The organism is Streptomyces sp. NPDC043738 (assembly GCF_056436545.1).
Genome location: NZ_JBWKCJ010000003.1, coordinates 193,130 through 209,026 on the forward strand (window position 1 = coordinate 193,130; position 15,897 = coordinate 209,026).

A 15,897-nucleotide genomic window follows, 5' to 3' on the forward strand; every position below is an offset into this window, starting at 1 on the left:
CCTACCCCCTACGCCCCTCTCCCCGCTCCCCCCCCCCCCCCCCCCCCCCACAAACCACCCCCCCCCCCCCCCCCCCCCCCCCCCCCCCCCCCCACGGCCGGTGTTTCGGGCCCCGCCGTTCGGCCGGATACGGCTAGCGGCGCCGTCCCCGACCGCCCCGGTCGCCGTCGTCGCCGTCCGCGTCGTCGCCCGGGTGCGGGCCGAGCAGCTCGTCGGCGAGCGTCGGCAGGTCGTCCAGCGGGGTCTCCTCCGCCCATTCGGGTCGGGGGCGGCTGCGCTGCGGGGGCTGTGCCGGGCGGCCCGTCGACGGGTCGACCTGCGGGAGCTCACGGGTGCGCTCCACGCCCGACTCGGCGGCGGAGGAGCCCCCGGCCTCCTCGTTCGGGGCTTCCTTGCGGAACATCCACGGCGGCACCCGGTCCGCGGGGTCACCCTCCCGTGCGCCATCGGAGTGTCCGTCCGGCCGTACGGGTGGCAGCACGGTGGTCTGCTCGGCGTCGGAGCCGTGGCTCCCGCGCGCGTCCCGCTCCTCGCGGACCGGGGGCAGCACGGCGGTCTGCTCCGCGTCGGAAGCCTGGCTCCCCCGCGCGTCCCGCTCCTCGCGCACCGGAGGCAGCACGGCCGTCTCGTCCGCCGCACCGGACGCCTCGCCGCCCCGGGGCGCCTCGGGCCACGACAGCGACTCCGTGCGCTCCTCGTCCGATCCGGAACCGGCGGAGGCATCCGCCGAGCCGTCCTCGCCCAGCCGCTTGCGCAGATCCGCCACCGGCGTCTCCGCGGTGGGCGCCTCGGCCTCCGCGCGAGCCCTGGCCTCCGCCGCGGCCGCCGCCTCGGCCGCCTCCACCCGCGCCTGCTCGGCGCGCAGCAGGGCCTCCTCGGCCTTGCGCTGCTTCTCCAGGCGGCGCTCCTCGGCCTCCTGGCGCAGCCGTGCCTGCTCCTCGTGCTGCTTGCGCAGCCGCTCCTGCTCGGCCTGGCGGGCCCGCTCCTCGGCCTCGCGGCGCTGCCGCTCCTCCTCCGCCGCCTGGCGGGCCTCCTCGGCGCGCTGCCGGGCCTCGGCCGCCTGCCGGGCGGCCTCCAGCGCCTTGGCCTGCTCGGCCTCCTGGCGCTTGCGCTCCTCTTCCTCGGCGCGCAGCTTGGCGAGCTGCTCCTGGCGCTCACGCTCCAGACGCGCCTCCTCCGCCTTGCGCGCGGCCTCCGCCTCGGCCCTGCGGCGAGCCTCTTCCTCGGCCGCCTTACGGGCCTCGGCCTGCGCCTTGACCTCGGCCTCGGACAACGGGAGGACCTGGTCGAGGCGGTGCCGTACGACGGTGGTGACGGCCTCGGGCTCCTGCCCGGCGTCGACGACCAGATAGCGCGCGGGGTCGGCGGCGGCCAGGGCCAGGAAGCCGGCCCGTACCCGCTGGTGGAAGGCGGCGGGCTCGGACTCCATCCGGTCCGGTGCCTCGGTGAAGCGCTCGCGGGCGGTCTCCGGGGAGACGTCGAGGAGCACGGTCAGGTGCGGGACCAGGCCGTCCGTCGCCCAGCGGGAGATCCGGGCGATCTCCGTGGGCGCGAGGTTGCGCCCGGCGCCCTGGTAGGCGACCGAGGAGTCGATGTACCGGTCGGTGATGACGACCGCGCCGCGCTCCAGGGCCGGCCGGATGACGCTGTCGACGTGCTCGGCCCGGTCGGCGGCGAACATCAGCGCCTCCGCACGGTCCGAAAGCCCGGACGTCGAGACGTCCAGGATGATCGAGCGCAGTCGCTTGCCGATGGCGGTGGCGCCCGGTTCACGGGTCACCACGACCTCGTGGCCCTTGGCGCGGATCCACTCGGCGAGCGCCTCGACCTGGGTGGACTTGCCGGCGCCGTCGCCGCCCTCCAGGGCGATGAAGAAACCCGTGGCCGCGGGCTCTTGCGTCGGGTCGCCGCCGCGCAGCGCCTCGCGCAGATCGCGCCGCAGCGACACGCCCTCGCGGTCGTCGAGCTTGCTCAGGACCCAGGCGGCGACCGGCAGCAGCAGCGCGCCGACCAGCATCAGCGTGTAGGCCGCGCCCCCGTAGGAGAAGTCGAAGGTGCCGTTGCCGAGGTGGTGCGGGCCGATGACGGCCGCGAGCAGGGGCGAGACGATGGCGGCCAGCGCGATCGCGAGCCGTACGACGGCGTGCAGATGCTCGGTCGTCCGGGCGGTGCGGAACTCCTCGGACTCCTGGTCCAGCAGGGTGTGCCCCGTATTGGCGGCGATGCCGGCGCCGACACCGGCCAGCAGCGCGAGCACCACGACCGTCGTCACGTCCGGGACCAGGCCCATGGCCAGCAGCGCCAGGCCCGTGGCGGCGACCGCCAGCGCGAGCAGCCGGCGCCGGGAGAGCGCGGGCAGCACCCGGCGGGCACCGCGGATGCCGACGGCCGTACCGCCGGTCAGCGCGAGCACCAGGAGCGCGAAGGTGGCCGGTCCGCCCGACAGGTCGTAGGCGTGGAGCACGGCGAGCGAGACGGCCGCGGCGATCCCGGCGGCAACCGCCGCGCAGGCCAGCACCAGCAGCGGGATCGCTCCCGTACGGCCCTTGTCGCCGCCCGGCCGGGCGGCTTCCGCCTTGTCAGCGGCGGCCTTCGGGCGGCGCAGCCCCTCCAGGGGGGACCGCGGCCGCGGCGTCTGCGTACCGGGAAGCTCGATGAAGTAGAGGATCGATACGGAGGCGGCGAACAGCCCCGCGGCCACATAGGAGCCGAGCGCGACCTGGTGGAGCTGGAACCAGTCGATGCCGGTGCCCAGGAGCTTGCTGACGAGCGTGACGACCACCAGGGCGGCGGCCGCGATCGGCAGCGAGACGAACGTGGTGCGCAGCGAGAGCCGGCGCAGGGCGTCCATGTTGTCCGGGAGCGGCCGCACCGCGGCGCCCTCCGGGGGCGGGGCGGGCAGCAGTCCGGGGGCCGCGCTCTCCCGGCAGACGGTCCAGAAGCGTTCGGCGACGCCGGTGACGAAGACCGTGACCAGCAGCCAGGCCAGCGCGTCGGCCGGCGTCCAGTCGATCCACAGCGGGGCGATCACCAGCAGCGCGAGCCGCAGCACATCCGCGCCGATCATCGTCCAGCGCCGGTCCAGCGGCCCGGAGGGCGCCGTGAGCGCCGAGAGCGGCCCCAGCAGGACGGCCCCGAAGAGCAGCATCGCCAGCATCCGGGCCGCGAAGACCGTGGTGACCGCCAGGGCGACGCCCCGATAGCCGCCACCGAAGACCGCCTCGCCCCCCACCGGTACGTACAGCGCCGCCTGAAGGGAGAGCACTATCAGGACAAGCATGGACAGGGCATCGCCGATGCCCCCGACAAATTGGGCGCTCCACAGTCGCTTCAGAGGGGGGAAGCGCAGCAGGGCTCGCACCGCGCGCTCGCGGGAATCCGCCGCCAGGGCGCCTGAAGTGGGGGTCACGACCGTTGGCTGCTCGGTACGCGTCATCTCGCCAGCCTATCGGGACGGTCCGCGCCGTCGGGCGCCTGCCCGAACAAACGGGCGGGCTCGACGGAACACGTCCGTCTTGCCCGCCCTTGTCCTGCGCCCGCAGCCGTCCGGCACGGTCTTTAGTCGTCGGCCGACGCCGCCGTCTTCTTGGCCGCCGCGGTCTTCGCGGTGGCCTTCTTGGCGGTCGTCTTCTTCGCCGTGGTCGTCTTCTTGGCCGCGGTCTTCTTGGCGGCGGTCTTCTTCGCCGTCGTCTTCTTGGCCGTGGTCTTCTTCGCCGCCGTCTTCTTGGCGGTCTTCTTCGCCGGGCCCTTGGCGCGCTTCTCCGCCAGCAGCTCGTAGCCGCGCTCGGCGGTGATCGTCTCGACGTCGTCGTCCCGCCGCAGCGTCGCGTTGGTCTCGCCGTCGGTGACGTACGCGCCGAAGCGGCCGTCCTTGACCACCACCGGCTTGCCGCTGACCGGGTCCGTGCCCAGCTCCTTCAGCGGCGGCTTGGCGGCGGCCCGTCCGCGCTGCTTGGGCTGGGCGTAGATCGCCAGCGCCTCGTCGAGGGTGATGGTGAAGAGCTGCTCCTCGCTCTCCAGGGAGCGCGAGTCGGTGCCCTTCTTGAGGTACGGGCCGTAGCGGCCGTTCTGCGCGGTGATCTCCACGCCCTCGGCGTCCGCGCCGACGACCCGCGGCAGCGACATCAGCTTGAGCGCGTCCTGAAGGGTCACCGTGTCCAGGGACATCGACTTGAAGAGCGAGGCGGTACGCGGCTTGACCGCGTTCTTCCCGGTCTTCGGGGTGCCCTCGGGCAGGATCTCGGTGACGTACGGGCCGTAGCGGCCGTCCTTGGCGACGATCTCGTGGCCGCTGACCGGGTCGGTGCCCAGCGCGAAGTCACCGCTGGGCTTGGCGAGCAGCTCCTCGGCGTACTCCACCGTCAGCTCGTCGGGCGCGAGGTCGTCGGGGACGTCGGCCCGCTGGTGGCCCTCGGAGTCCTTCTCGCCGCGCTCGATGTACGGGCCGTAGCGGCCGACCCGCAGCTTGATGTCGTCGCTGACCGGGAACGAGGAGATCTCCCGGGCGTCGATCGCGCCCAGGTCCTCGACCAGCTCCTTCAGCCCGCCGAGGTGGTCGCCGTCGCCGTTGCCGGCGTCCGAGGCGGCCCCTTCGGCCTCGCCCTCGCCGAAGTAGAAGCGCCGCAGCCACGGCACGGCCTGCGCCTCACCACGGGCGATGCGGTCGAGGTCGTCCTCCATCTTGGCGGTGAAGTCGTAGTCGACCAGCCGGCCGAAGTGCTTCTCCAGGAGGTTGACCACCGCGAAGGAGAGGAAGGAGGGGACGAGCGCGGTGCCCTTCTTGAAGACATAGCCGCGGTCCAGGATCGTGCCGATGATCGACGCATACGTCGACGGGCGGCCGATCTCGCGCTCTTCCAGCTCCTTGACCAGGGTGGCCTCGGTGTAGCGGGCCGGCGGCTTGGTGGCGTGCCCGTCGGCGGTGATCTCCCGCGCGGCCAGCGCGTCGCCCTCGGCGACCTGCGGCAGCCGGCGCTCGCGGTCGTCCAGCTCGGCGTTGGGGTCGTCGGCGCCCTCCACGTAGGCCTTGAGGAAGCCGTGGAAGGTGATGGTCTTGCCGGACGCGGTGAACTCGGCGTCGCGGCCGTCGGCGGCCCGGCCACCGATCTTGACCGTGACGGAGTTGCCGGTGGCGTCCTTCATCTGCGAGGCGACGGTCCGCTTCCAGATCAGCTCGTAGAGCCGGAACTGGTCGCCGGTGAGCCCGGTCTCGGCCGGGGTGCGGAAGCGGTCGCCCGAGGGACGGATCGCCTCGTGCGCCTCCTGGGCGTTCTTGACCTTGCCGGCGTACGTGCGCGGCTTGTCCGGCAGGTAGTTCGCGCCGTACAGGTGCGTCACCTGCGCCCGGGCCGCGGCGACCGCGGTGTCCGAGAGCGTGGTGGAGTCCGTACGCATATAGGTGATGAAGCCGTTCTCGTACAGCTTCTGCGCCACCTGCATGGTCGCCTTGGCACCGAAGCCGAGCTTGCGGCTGGCCTCCTGCTGGAGGGTCGTCGTACGGAACGGGGCGTACGGCGAGCGGCGGTAGGGCTTGGACTCCACGGAGCGCACCGCGAAGTCGGCGTTCTCCAGGGCGGCGGCGAGCGCGCGGGCGTTCGCCTCGTCCAGATGGAGCACGTCGTTCTTGAGCTGCCCGTTGGGGCCGAAGTCGCGGCCCTGCGCGACCCGGCGGCCGTCGACGGTGTTCAAGCGGGCGGTCAGGGTCGAGGGGTCGCTCGCGTCACCGGCCCGGCCGGTGGAGAAGGTGCCGGTCAGGTCCCAGTACTCCGCGGAGCGGAAGGCGATGCGCTCGCGCTCCCGCTCGACGACCAGCCGGGTCGCGACGGACTGCACACGGCCGGCCGACAGCCGGGGCATGACCTTCTTCCACAGGACCGGCGAGACCTCGTAGCCGTAGAGGCGGTCGAGGATCCGCCGGGTCTCCTGGGCGTCGACCAGCTTCTGGTTGAGGTCGCGCGGGTTGGCGACGGCCTCGCGGATCGCGTCCTTGGTGATCTCGTGGAAGACCATCCGGTGGACCGGGACCTTGGGCTTGAGGATCTCCTGCAGGTGCCAGGCGATGGCCTCGCCCTCGCGGTCCTCATCTGTTGCGAGGTAGAGCTCGTCGGACTCGGCCAGCAGCTCCTTGAGCTTCTTGACCTGGTCCTTCTTGTCACTGTTGACGACGTAGATCGGCTGGAAGTCGGCATCGACGTTCACGCCGAGGCGGGCCCAGGGCTCGCCCTTGTACTTCGCCGGCACCTCCGCCGCGCCGTTGGGCAGGTCGCGGATGTGCCCCACGCTGGCCTCGACCACATAGCCAGGGCCGAGGTAGCCCTTGATCGTCTTCGCCTTGGCAGGCGACTCGACGATGACAAGTCGGCGGCCGCCGCCCTCTGTGGCTTCGCTGGTCGGGGACAACTTCGCTCTTCTCTCCGGTCGACGCTGGGATTGCTCCCCGGCCTGGACGCCGGGACGCACTGCGGTGACGCTTGACGCTGCGGAGTGTGACGGTACCTCCCGCCCCCGTGTCAAACGGAAAAACCCCGCAACGCCACTCGAACGGTAACCCGACTACATGGCTTCATGCCGCCCGGACCGCATCAGCCGCTCTTTACGGGCCCCGGAGCGGGTCGGATGGATCATGACGGGTCCATGGCGGTTCCCGCCGCCCTCCCCGGCCGACGTCCGCACCCGCTACCGGCGGGCCGCCGACGATCTCGCAGAGTGACGGACCGCGTGCGGGCCACGGGTGAGCCCGGCGTCCCCGCCGCCGCGCCGACGGCCCCGGTGACGGTCACAAGGCGGCGCCGGATCCCGCCATCGCCCGATACGGCATATGAGCGGGCTGGCAGGATGGGCGCAGGACGAACACACGGTACGGCTCACCGCTCGAGCCGGTCACTGCCGTGGTCACGCAGACACTCGGGGGGACATCACCCATGGCGAACCAGTACCCCGGACCGCCACCGGAGCAGCCCGGCCAGCCCGGCCAGAATCCGTACGCCACACCTGCCGGCGGCCCGCCCGCCGACTCCGGCTACGGATACCCGCAGGGCGGCCGCCCCGGGGAGCCCGGATACGGCTACCCGCAGGCCGGCTCGCAGCCGCCCCCGCCCGGCTTCCCGCCGAGCGCTCCGCCGCCGCCGGCGCCCGGCGCGTTCCAGGCCGCGCCCCCGGTCGGCGGGATGTCCCTGTCGCTCGGGGACATCGCGGTGAGCGGCGACACGATCATGACGCCGGCCGGGCCGATGCCTCTCAAGGGCGCCATCTGGACGGCGACGGACATGTCGCGGACCGAGGAGAAGATCCCGGCGCACGCGGTCGTCCTCGCCATCGTCTTCTTCCTCTTCTGCCTGCTCGGCCTGCTGTTCCTGCTGATGAAGGAGCGGGTGACGACCGGGTTCGTGCAGGTCACGGTGAACAGCGGGGGCCGGCACCACTCCACGATGGTCCCGGTGCAGTCGCGCGAGCAGGTGATGTTCGTGCTCAACCAGGTCAACTACGCCAGGTCGCTGAGCGTGTGACCCCCCTGGAACCCGCTCAGCCGCCCACCGGGGCGTCGATCCGGAACCGCACCCTGCGCCGGGCGTCGATCGCGCTCGGCGTGGGCGGGGCGGCCGCGGTCTACCTCTGGCACACCAATCCGCACCAGCCCGGACAGGCGCTGCTCCCCTGCCCGTTCAAGTGGTGCACCGGGTTGCTGTGCCCGGGGTGCGGCGGGACGCGGATGGCGTACGACCTGATGCACGGTGATGTCGTCGCGGCGTTCCACGACAACGCGGTGCTCCTCACCCTGGGCGTGCCGGCCGTGGCGTTCGTCGCCGTGCGCTGGCTGGTCGCGGGGCTCCGCGGGCGGGCCCACCGGATGCGGCTGACGGCCCGGACCAACGCCGTGGTGCTCGGCATCGGCGCGCTGTGGATGGTCGCCCGCAATCTGGTGGGGTAGGGCGTGTCCGGGGGCCTCGGGGCGCGCCACGCGGAGCGCGCCCCGGCCGTCCGCCGGACGGGCGTGGACGGTCTCGACGTCAGCGGACGGTGACCGCGACCACCGGCGAGACGGTGCTGCCCGCGGCTATGCGGAGCTGGTTGGCGCCCTTGATGCCGAGCTTGACCCGTACCGAGTACGCACCGCTCTTGTTGACCGGAGCCTTGGCGGGCAGCGACACCCACTTCTTGCCCTGCTTCTGCTGGACGGTGACGTTGCTGCCGGCCTTGATGCCCTTGGCGACGCCGGAGATCCGGAACTCCTGCCAGGCCTTGACCGAGTTCACGCTGGCCTTGGCGGTCAGCGAGGCGGCGGCCGGAGCGGCGGCCACGACCGGCTTGGCGGTGTGGAGGTCCTGCGGCGCGGCGAAGGCGGCGGCCGAGCCGCCGGCCAGCAGGGAGACGGCGATGACGCCGACGGCGGCGTAGCGAAGTGCGCGGTTCATGGGAGTTCCTCACTGACGGTGTAGGGCCGTTGGTGACCTTCACCGAGGAACATGGCCGGGGGCCTGCCGGCGTTCCACGTAACGGCACATATCGGCCATCTGTCGGCCGGCTGTTACAGAACTGTCCGGAAGCACACGGAGCGGCCTTTCGGGGTGGCTCATGGGCGCGACGGCACGGCGGGCTGCGTGGTGGCTGCGAGGGCGGCTACAGCGTGGCCAGCAGCCAGCCCCCCGTGGCCAGGAACGCCACTCCTGCCAGCAGCGCCGCCAGGGCGGCGACCGGCCGGCTGACGCCCTCGGCGACCGGCTGGCCGGTCCGTGCGCAGACACCCGTCCACACCAGCAGTCCGGCGCCGAACAGTGCGAAGGCCGCACCGGCGAACACCTCGGGTCCACTCTCCATGCGGGCAGCGTGGCACCCCGGGACGGCATCCGGACGAACACCGGATGAACGGCTTCCGCCTGTCCCGTACGGACCCGCTCACATGGGCCCCGGTCTCCGTCCCACCCCTGGCCTGCGGCCCTTTGTTGCTCTTCGCGGGGCCGTCAGTCGGCCTCGGCCACCGGCTCCAGGAACCCCTGCTCGACCAGCATCCGGATGGAGGCCGGTGTGCGGTCCCGCAGCAGGACCGGGTCCTCGCCGACGAGTTGGGCGATCGCGTCGAGGATCCGCCCGGCGGGCAGCGAACCGTCGCACACCCCGGCGAAGCCCGCACCGACCGTGTCCACCTTCGTCGCCCTTCGCATACCGCGGTTCTGACGGAGCACCACATGCTCGGGGTCCTCCGCACCGGGCAGCCCGACCTGCTCCTGGACCACCTCGTCGGCCAGCCGGAAGTGGCCGGCCAGCAGCGCCGCGTCGTCGGTGGACCGCAGATAGTCCTGGCGGTCGAAGTGCCCCACGACCGACTCCCCCAGCGGCTGTTCGACCGGATGCGGCCACTCCTCGACCGTGATGGACGGGGCGTCGGACCCGGACTTGCGCAGCGTGATCCAGCCGAAGCCGATGGCCTTGGTCTTGCGCGCCTCGAACTCGTCGAGCCAGGCGTCGTACCCCGCGGCGTACGCCCCGGCATCGGCGCGGTGGTCACCGGCATCGCGCAGCCACAGCTCGGTGTACTGGGCGATGTCCTGCACCTCGCGCTGCACGATCCAGGCGTCGCAGCCGCGCGGCACCCAGGAGCGCAGCCGGTCGTGCCACTCCTCGCCCGCCACATGCTGCCAGTTGGCCAGCAGCTGGCAGTATCCGCCGTCGTTGAGGTGCGCGGCGGACTGCTGGACCAGCGTCCGGCACAGGTCGTCGCCGCCCATGCCGCCGTCCCGGTAGGTCAGCCGCGCGCCGTCGGACGCCAGGGGCGAGATCACGAACGGCGGGTTGGACACGATCAGGTCGTACGTCTCGTCGCCGACCGGCTCGAACAGCGAGCCCTCGCGCAGATCCGCCGCGCCCGCCCCGGAGAGCGCCAGCGTCAGCGCGGCGATCCGCAGCGCCCGGGGGTTGAGGTCGGTGCCCGTGACCCGGGTGGCGTGCTGGGCGGCGTGCAGCGCCTGGATGCCGGAGCCCGTACCGAGATCGAGCGCCTTGGCGACCGGGCGGCGGACCGTGATCCCGGCGAGGGTCGTGGAGGCGCCGCCGACGCCGAGCACCAGCTGCGCGCGCTCGGCCTCCCCGGCGCCCCGGATGCCGCCGGCGCCGCCGACCGCGCAGCCCAGGTCGGAGACGATCCACCAGTCCTGCCCCTCGGGGCCGCCGTACGGGCGTACGTCCACACGGGCGCGCAGCTCGTCGCCGTCCTGCACCAGCCAGCCGTCGGCGAGGCAGTCCTCGACCGGCAGCGCCGCCCGCGCCCGCCGCAGCTCCACCGGACGCTGGAGCAGGAAGAGCCGCACCAGCGTCTCCAGCGGGCTGTCGCCGCGGGTCGCCCGCAGCGCGGGAACGGTCTCGCTGCGGGCCAGCGCGGCGTAGGCCGGGGCGCCGAGCAGGTCCAGCAACCCGTCGGCGGTGAAGGCGGCGGTCAGCAGCGCCTCGCGCAGCCGGGCGGTGCGGGCGCTGCTCTCGGGGTCCTGGGCATCTGCGGTGGGGAGGTGCGTACTCACGTCCCCCATTGTCGGCCCTGTCACCGACAATCGGCGACGGCCCGGCGCCACGCCCGCCTCGGGCGCGTCGCCGGGCCGTACGGATCCGTCGCCGGTCCGTGGACGCCGGACCGGTTCCAGGCGTTCGTACGCCGGCCGGTTCCTAGGACTTCTTGGGCACCGGAGAACCGGACGCGCCCTGGCTCTGACAGCCCTTCTGCTTGGCCATCGCCGTGCCGACCTCGCCGGACTCCAGCTTCTTGAAGGCCTGCTCGCTCTGCTGGTTGAGCTTGTTGATGCCGCTGGACAGATCGCGCAGACCGTCGGCGAACTTGAGCTTGTCCGCGGTGTTCAGGCCTTCGACCTGCTTCTTGAGGTCCGCGTATCCCTTGGAGAGCGAGTTGAGCTCCTTGACCGCGTCCTTCTGCGCCTGCTCGCCGTTCTCGCTCGGCGGAGCCCCGGCCTTGTCCAGGTTCTTCGCCAGCGCGGCGTAGGCGTCGGAAATCTTCTGGAAGGCCGCCGAGTCGGTCTGCTGGACCTTCTTGGAGTCCGTGCTGCCGTTGTCGGCAGTCTGCATGGCGGCGTTGGCGTCCTGGATCTTCTTGAACTGAGCCTGCGCGGGGTCGCAGAACGTCTTCGCCCAGTCGTTGAGCTTCTTGCTGCTGTCCTCGCTGCAGCCGGTCAGCGCGAGCACCAGTGCCGCACCGCCGGACAGTGCAGCCACAAGCTTCTTGTTCACCGGATTGGTCCCTTCCATGGCTCTCGGCCCCGGAACATACACGTCCAAAGGGCCGGGCCGACCGGTCGGGCAGCAGGTCCGCCCGGCATTGCAGCCATTTGCACCAAGGTCCGCAGGGCCACCCGGGCATGCGGAAGGCGGGTGGCCGGCGCGTGTGAAAAACGCCGTCCACCCGCCCAGTTGAGCGGTCCGCGAGCCCCTTCGGAGGTGCTCGGTCCGTTAGGACGCCACGGCCGTCTTGGCCGATTTGGCGATGCTCTCCGGGTCTTCGGAGTTGCCTTCGTCACCTACGGCGATTCCGCGCCTCTTGGAGACGTAGACCGCGCCGACGATGACGGCGATCGCCAGCACCGCGACCACGAGCCGTACGCCGAGGCTCTTGTCCTCGCCGTACGAGAACTTCACCACAGCGGGCGCGATCAGCAGCGCCACCAGGTTCATGACCTTCAGCAGCGGGTTGATGGCCGGGCCCGCGGTGTCCTTGAACGGGTCGCCGACGGTGTCGCCGATGACCGTCGCCTCGTGCGCCTCGCTGCCCTTGCCGCCGTGGTGGCCGTCCTCGACCAGCTTCTTGGCGTTGTCCCACGCGCCACCGGAGTTGGCGAGGAAGACCGCCATCAGCGTGCCGGTGCCGATCGCGCCCGCCAGGAACGAGCCGAGCGCGCCGACGCCGAGCGAGAAGCCGACCGCGATGGGGGTGAGCACCGCCAGCAGCCCGGGGGTGGCCAGTTCGCGCAGCGCGTCCTTGGTGCAGATGTCGACGACCCGGCCGTACTCCGGCTTCTCGGTGTAGTCCATGATCCCGGGCTTCTCCCGGAACTGCCGGCGCACCTCGAAGACCACCGCGCCCGCCGACCGCGACACCGCGTTGATCGCCAGCCCGGAGAACAGGAAGACGACCGAGGCGCCGAGGACCAGCCCGACCAGGTTGTTGGGCTGCGAGATGTCCAGGCTGAGCCCCATCCCGCTGGCGGCGCTGCCGACTTCGCGAACGGCGGTGGCGATCGCGTCCCGGTACGAGCCGAAGAGCGCGGCGGCGGCCAGTACGGCCGTCGCGATGGCGATGCCCTTGGTGATGGCCTTGGTGGTGTTGCCGACCGCGTCCAGGTCGGTCAGCACCTGCGCGCCGTCACCGGTGACATCGCCGGACATCTCCGCGATGCCCTGCGCGTTGTCGGAGACCGGGCCGAAGGTGTCCATCGCCACGATCACGCCGACCGTGGTCAGCAGGCCGGTCCCGGCCAGCGCCACCGCGAACAGCGCCAGCATGATGGAGGCGCCGCCCAGCAGGAACGCCCCGTAGACCGCGAGGCCGATCAGCACCGCCGAGTAGACGGCCGACTCCAGGCCGATCGAGATGCCGGAGAGGATGACGGTGGCCGGACCGGTCAGCGAGGTCTTGCCGATGTCCCTCACGGGCCGCCGGTTGGTCTCGGTGAAGTAGCCGGTCAGCTGCTGGATCAGCGCGGCGAGCACGATGCCGATGGCGACCGCCACCAGCGCCAGCATCCGGGGGTCGCCGCTGCGGCCGAGGATGTCCGGGTCGGTGACGCCCTTGAGGTCCCGGTAGGTGGACGGCAGGTAGGTGAACACCGCGGCGGCCACCAGCAGCAGCGAGATGGCCGCGGAGATGAAGAAGCCGCGGTTGATCGCCGTCATGCCGCTGCGGTCGCTGCGCCGGGGCGCGACGACGAAGATGCCGATCATCGCGGTGACCACGCCGATGGCCGGGACCAGCAGCGGGAAGGCGAGCCCGGCGTTGCCGAAGGCCGCCATGCCCAGGATGAGGGCGGCGACCAGGGTCACCGCGTACGACTCGAAGAGGTCGGCCGCCATACCGGCGCAGTCCCCGACGTTGTCGCCGACGTTGTCCGCGATGGTCGCGGCGTTGCGCGGGTCGTCTTCGGGGATGCCCTGCTCGACCTTGCCGACGAGGTCGGCGCCGACGTCCGCGGCCTTGGTGAAGATGCCGCCGCCGACCCTCATGAACATGGCGATCAGCGCGGCGCCGAGGCCGAAGCCCTCCAGCACCTTGGGCGCGTCGACCGCGTACACGAGCACCACACAGGACGCGCCGAGCAGGCCCAGCCCCACGGTGAACATGCCGACGACGCCACCGGTGCGAAATGCGATCTTCATGGCCTTGTGCGAGACCGCCGTAAGATCCTTTTCCCGTTTGTCGCCCTCGGCCGGAGTGGCCTCCCGGGCGGCCGCCGCCACCCGCACATTGGCGCGCACCGCGAGCCACATGCCGATATAGCCGGTGGCCGCCGAGAATCCGGCACCGATCAAGAAGAAGGCGCTGCGTCCGGCGCGCTGCGTCCAGTTGTCCGCGGGCAGCAGCATGAGCAGGAAGAACACCACGACGGCGAATACGCCGAGGGTCCGCAACTGCCGTGCCAGGTAGGCATTCGCGCCTTCCTGCACGGCCGCCGCGATCTTCTTCATACTGTCGGTTCCCTGGCCGGCCGCGAGCACTTGGCGAACCAGCACCGCCGCGACAGCCAGCGCCGCCAGGGCGACCACGGCGATCACCAGCACGATGCCGCGATTGCCTGCCGTCAGCGAGGGCCCGGCCAGAAAAGAGGGGGTGTCAAGCAACTGAGGGGTGTAAGGCCCCGCCATTCGTCCTCCTTGACGTTTGGCACATGGGCGCGCGGAAGCACGCTCAGGCGTCCTGAGCAAGATGTGGACGGATTGTAGGGAGCCGCCGTTGATCAAAACAGGGCGCGTCAAAGGGAATTCGCCGGTAGCTGCGAAGATCAAAAGGTTGGCGGCACACGGAATTCGCCCGGACGAAGGAAAGGCGCGAATTGGCTGACCGCGGCCCGATGATCTCGATGTCGTACTGATCGTCAATTGCCCGCGCATTGATCGCCGCTGCTCAAAGGGGGCGGTCCCGGCACCCGGGCCGGTTGTGGCGTGCGGGACGCTGGTGAGAATTGAGCCGCTCGGCCGCGGCCGATCGGGTGACCCGGGGCGCGCGGGTCACCCCCTGACGCGCGCCGAAGGACGGTGATAGGCCGTCAGATCGAGTCCGGATCGCAACGCATGGGCGGGCGGGTGGCGTGACCGGGGGCAGGCGGGTCGAGGTCCGCCGGGGTGTTGCGTGGGCGTTCGCCGGCGGGGTGGGGCGCTCACGCGGTCGTCAGCGGGCCCGGGCAGGTGCGCCGGGACCGGGGCTGGGGCTGGGGCCGGGGGCCGGGGCTGGGGCTGGGATCGGGGCCGGGACCGTAGGGCGGCTTGCGCGGGCGTACTGGCGCGTCAGCGGCGATGCGCGAGGGACGGCGTGCACGGGCGTGTACCGGTGCGGCCGCGGTGACGTGAGGGGCGGGGCGCACGGGCGTGTACCGGCACGTCCGCGGTAATGCGAGGGGCCGTCTTCGGCGATCCCGGGGTCGGCATGCGGTGATCACGTGGTTCGGCGTCGGTGACGGCGAACCGTCGGGCCTGCCGAGGCCGTCGGCACCAGATACGGGGGCCGACAGGCGCGCTCTCGTACGTCTGGCGCGCTCTCGTACGTCTGGCACGCACGCATACGGCTCGCGCGCACGCATACGGCTCGCGCGCACGGCGCCCAGGCCGGCGCCCTCTCGCGCTCAGACCTGCGCTCCCGCGCTAAGGCAGGACGGCGGCCGTCGTCGTGGGCCAGCTCATGCGGATCATCCCGCCGTCCTCGCCGGAGGTCACCTCGACGTCATCGACCAGCCCGCTGATCACGGCGAGGCCCATCTCGTCCTCGCCCTCGGCGTCGCTCTCCGCGACGCTCTCGGCCTCGTCGGAGCCCCGCGCACCGGCCGCCCCGGAGCCGCCGGACACCCCGTCGCCCACCTCGATCGAGAACTTCTTCTCGTCCTCGATCAGCAGCACCCGCACCGGCGCCGAGATGTCATGGCTCTCATGCAGCCCAACGGCCCGGCTGCAGGCCTCACCGACGGCGAGCCGCACCTCGTCCAGCACGGCCTCGTCCACCCCGGCGCGCCGGGCCACGGCAGCTGCGACCAGTCGCGCGGTACGGACATGCTCGGGAAGGGCGCTGAAGCGAAGTTCGACGGTGGCCATGCCATCCCCCTCGATATGCGGGCGTGCGGCGCAGGGGGCCGGACACCGGGTCCGGTACCCCCCACTACTTCCTCCCCCGCGCCGGCTGGCGCGGGGGTACCGGCAAGCCGTCAGTCAGTGGCTGCGACGGCTTCGTCCACCGAGGTGTGAATCGGGAACACCTTGGTCAGGCCGGTAATACGGAAGATCTTGAGAATGCGCTCCTGGTTGCAGACCAGGCGCAGCGAGCCCTCATGGGCACGCACCCGCTTGAGCCCGCCGACCAGCACGCCGAGCCCAGTGGAGTCCAGGAAGTCGACACGTTCCATGTCCACCACGAGGTGGTAGCTTCCGTCGTTCACAAGCTCGACCAGCTGCTCCCGCAGCTTGGGCGCGGTGTATACATCAATCTCGCCACCGACCTCGACGACCGTACGGTCGCCAACGGTCCGGGTCGACAGGGACAGGTCCACGGATCCTCCAGCACCTTGCTATCGAGCGGTCGCCCCCCTGGGGCCTCCCCACCGAAGGTAGGGGCGGATCTGGCAGCCGCGATGGCATTCAATCACTTACCAGTAGGCGTGCACGACGCCCTTTGAGCATTGTCCGTCACTCCGGTGACACACTCGG

General features: G+C 71.9%; 11 protein-coding genes. 2 read left to right on the top strand and 9 right to left on the bottom strand.

The features are described 5' to 3' along the window. Positions 1 to 133: 133 nt before the first annotated feature. Together tmk and topA are read right to left on the bottom strand one after the other, a co-directional pair. Complete coding sequence (gene tmk, locus AC0680_RS06320; protein ID WP_478625426.1) at positions 134 to 3,436, bottom strand: dTMP kinase; 3,303 nt, start codon at positions 3,434 to 3,436, stop codon at positions 134 to 136. A gap of 122 nt (positions 3,437 to 3,558) precedes the next feature. Next, positions 3,559 to 6,399, bottom strand: a complete 2,841-nt coding sequence (gene topA, locus AC0680_RS06325; RefSeq protein WP_478625429.1) for a type I DNA topoisomerase — start codon at positions 6,397 to 6,399, stop codon at positions 3,559 to 3,561. A gap of 521 nt (positions 6,400 to 6,920) precedes the next feature. Between topA and AC0680_RS06330 the strand changes: the two genes are divergently transcribed. Both AC0680_RS06330 and AC0680_RS06335 read left to right on the top strand, forming a co-directional pair. Beyond that, positions 6,921 to 7,505 (top strand): hypothetical protein, encoded by a 585-nt coding sequence (locus AC0680_RS06330; RefSeq protein ID WP_478625432.1) that lies wholly within the window; start codon positions 6,921 to 6,923, stop codon positions 7,503 to 7,505. Beyond that, entirely contained in the window at positions 7,502 to 7,927 is a 426-nt protein-coding gene (locus AC0680_RS06335; protein ID WP_478625435.1) for a DUF2752 domain-containing protein, read from the top strand. Before AC0680_RS06330 ends, AC0680_RS06335 begins: the two co-directional genes overlap by 4 nt. Before the next feature lie 79 nt (positions 7,928 to 8,006). Here the strand turns inward: AC0680_RS06335 and AC0680_RS06340 are convergent, their stop codons facing one another. The 7 genes from AC0680_RS06340 to bldG form a co-directional block, all read right to left on the bottom strand. Continuing rightward, positions 8,007 to 8,411, bottom strand: coding sequence for a hypothetical protein (locus AC0680_RS06340; RefSeq protein ID WP_478625437.1), 405 nt, complete (start codon positions 8,409 to 8,411; stop codon positions 8,007 to 8,009). 205 nt (positions 8,412 to 8,616) lie between these two features. Then, complete coding sequence (locus AC0680_RS06345) at positions 8,617 to 8,814, bottom strand: hypothetical protein (protein WP_468975383.1); 198 nt, start codon at positions 8,812 to 8,814, stop codon at positions 8,617 to 8,619. Positions 8,815 to 8,957: 143 nt separating this feature from the next. Further along, positions 8,958 to 10,517: a DUF7059 domain-containing protein gene (locus tag AC0680_RS06350; RefSeq protein WP_478625441.1), complete on the bottom strand. Its 1,560-nt coding sequence runs from the start codon at positions 10,515 to 10,517 to the stop codon at positions 8,958 to 8,960. Positions 10,518 to 10,650: 133 nt separating this feature from the next. Beyond that, complete coding sequence (locus AC0680_RS06355) at positions 10,651 to 11,226, bottom strand: small secreted protein (protein WP_478625444.1); 576 nt, start codon at positions 11,224 to 11,226, stop codon at positions 10,651 to 10,653. A gap of 219 nt (positions 11,227 to 11,445) precedes the next feature. Continuing rightward, a complete protein-coding gene (locus AC0680_RS06360) occupies positions 11,446 to 13,851 on the bottom strand; it encodes a sodium-translocating pyrophosphatase (RefSeq protein WP_478625447.1) in 2,406 nt (801 codons plus the stop codon). A 993-nt stretch (positions 13,852 to 14,844) separates the two neighbouring features. Beyond that, a complete protein-coding gene (locus AC0680_RS06365) occupies positions 14,845 to 15,288 on the bottom strand; it encodes an ATP-binding protein (RefSeq protein ID WP_478625449.1) in 444 nt (147 codons plus the stop codon). A 110-nt stretch (positions 15,289 to 15,398) separates the two neighbouring features. Continuing rightward, positions 15,399 to 15,740 (bottom strand): anti-sigma factor antagonist BldG, encoded by a 342-nt coding sequence (bldG, locus tag AC0680_RS06370; protein ID WP_004571875.1) that lies wholly within the window; start codon positions 15,738 to 15,740, stop codon positions 15,399 to 15,401. Between the last annotated feature and the right edge of the window lie 157 nt (positions 15,741 to 15,897).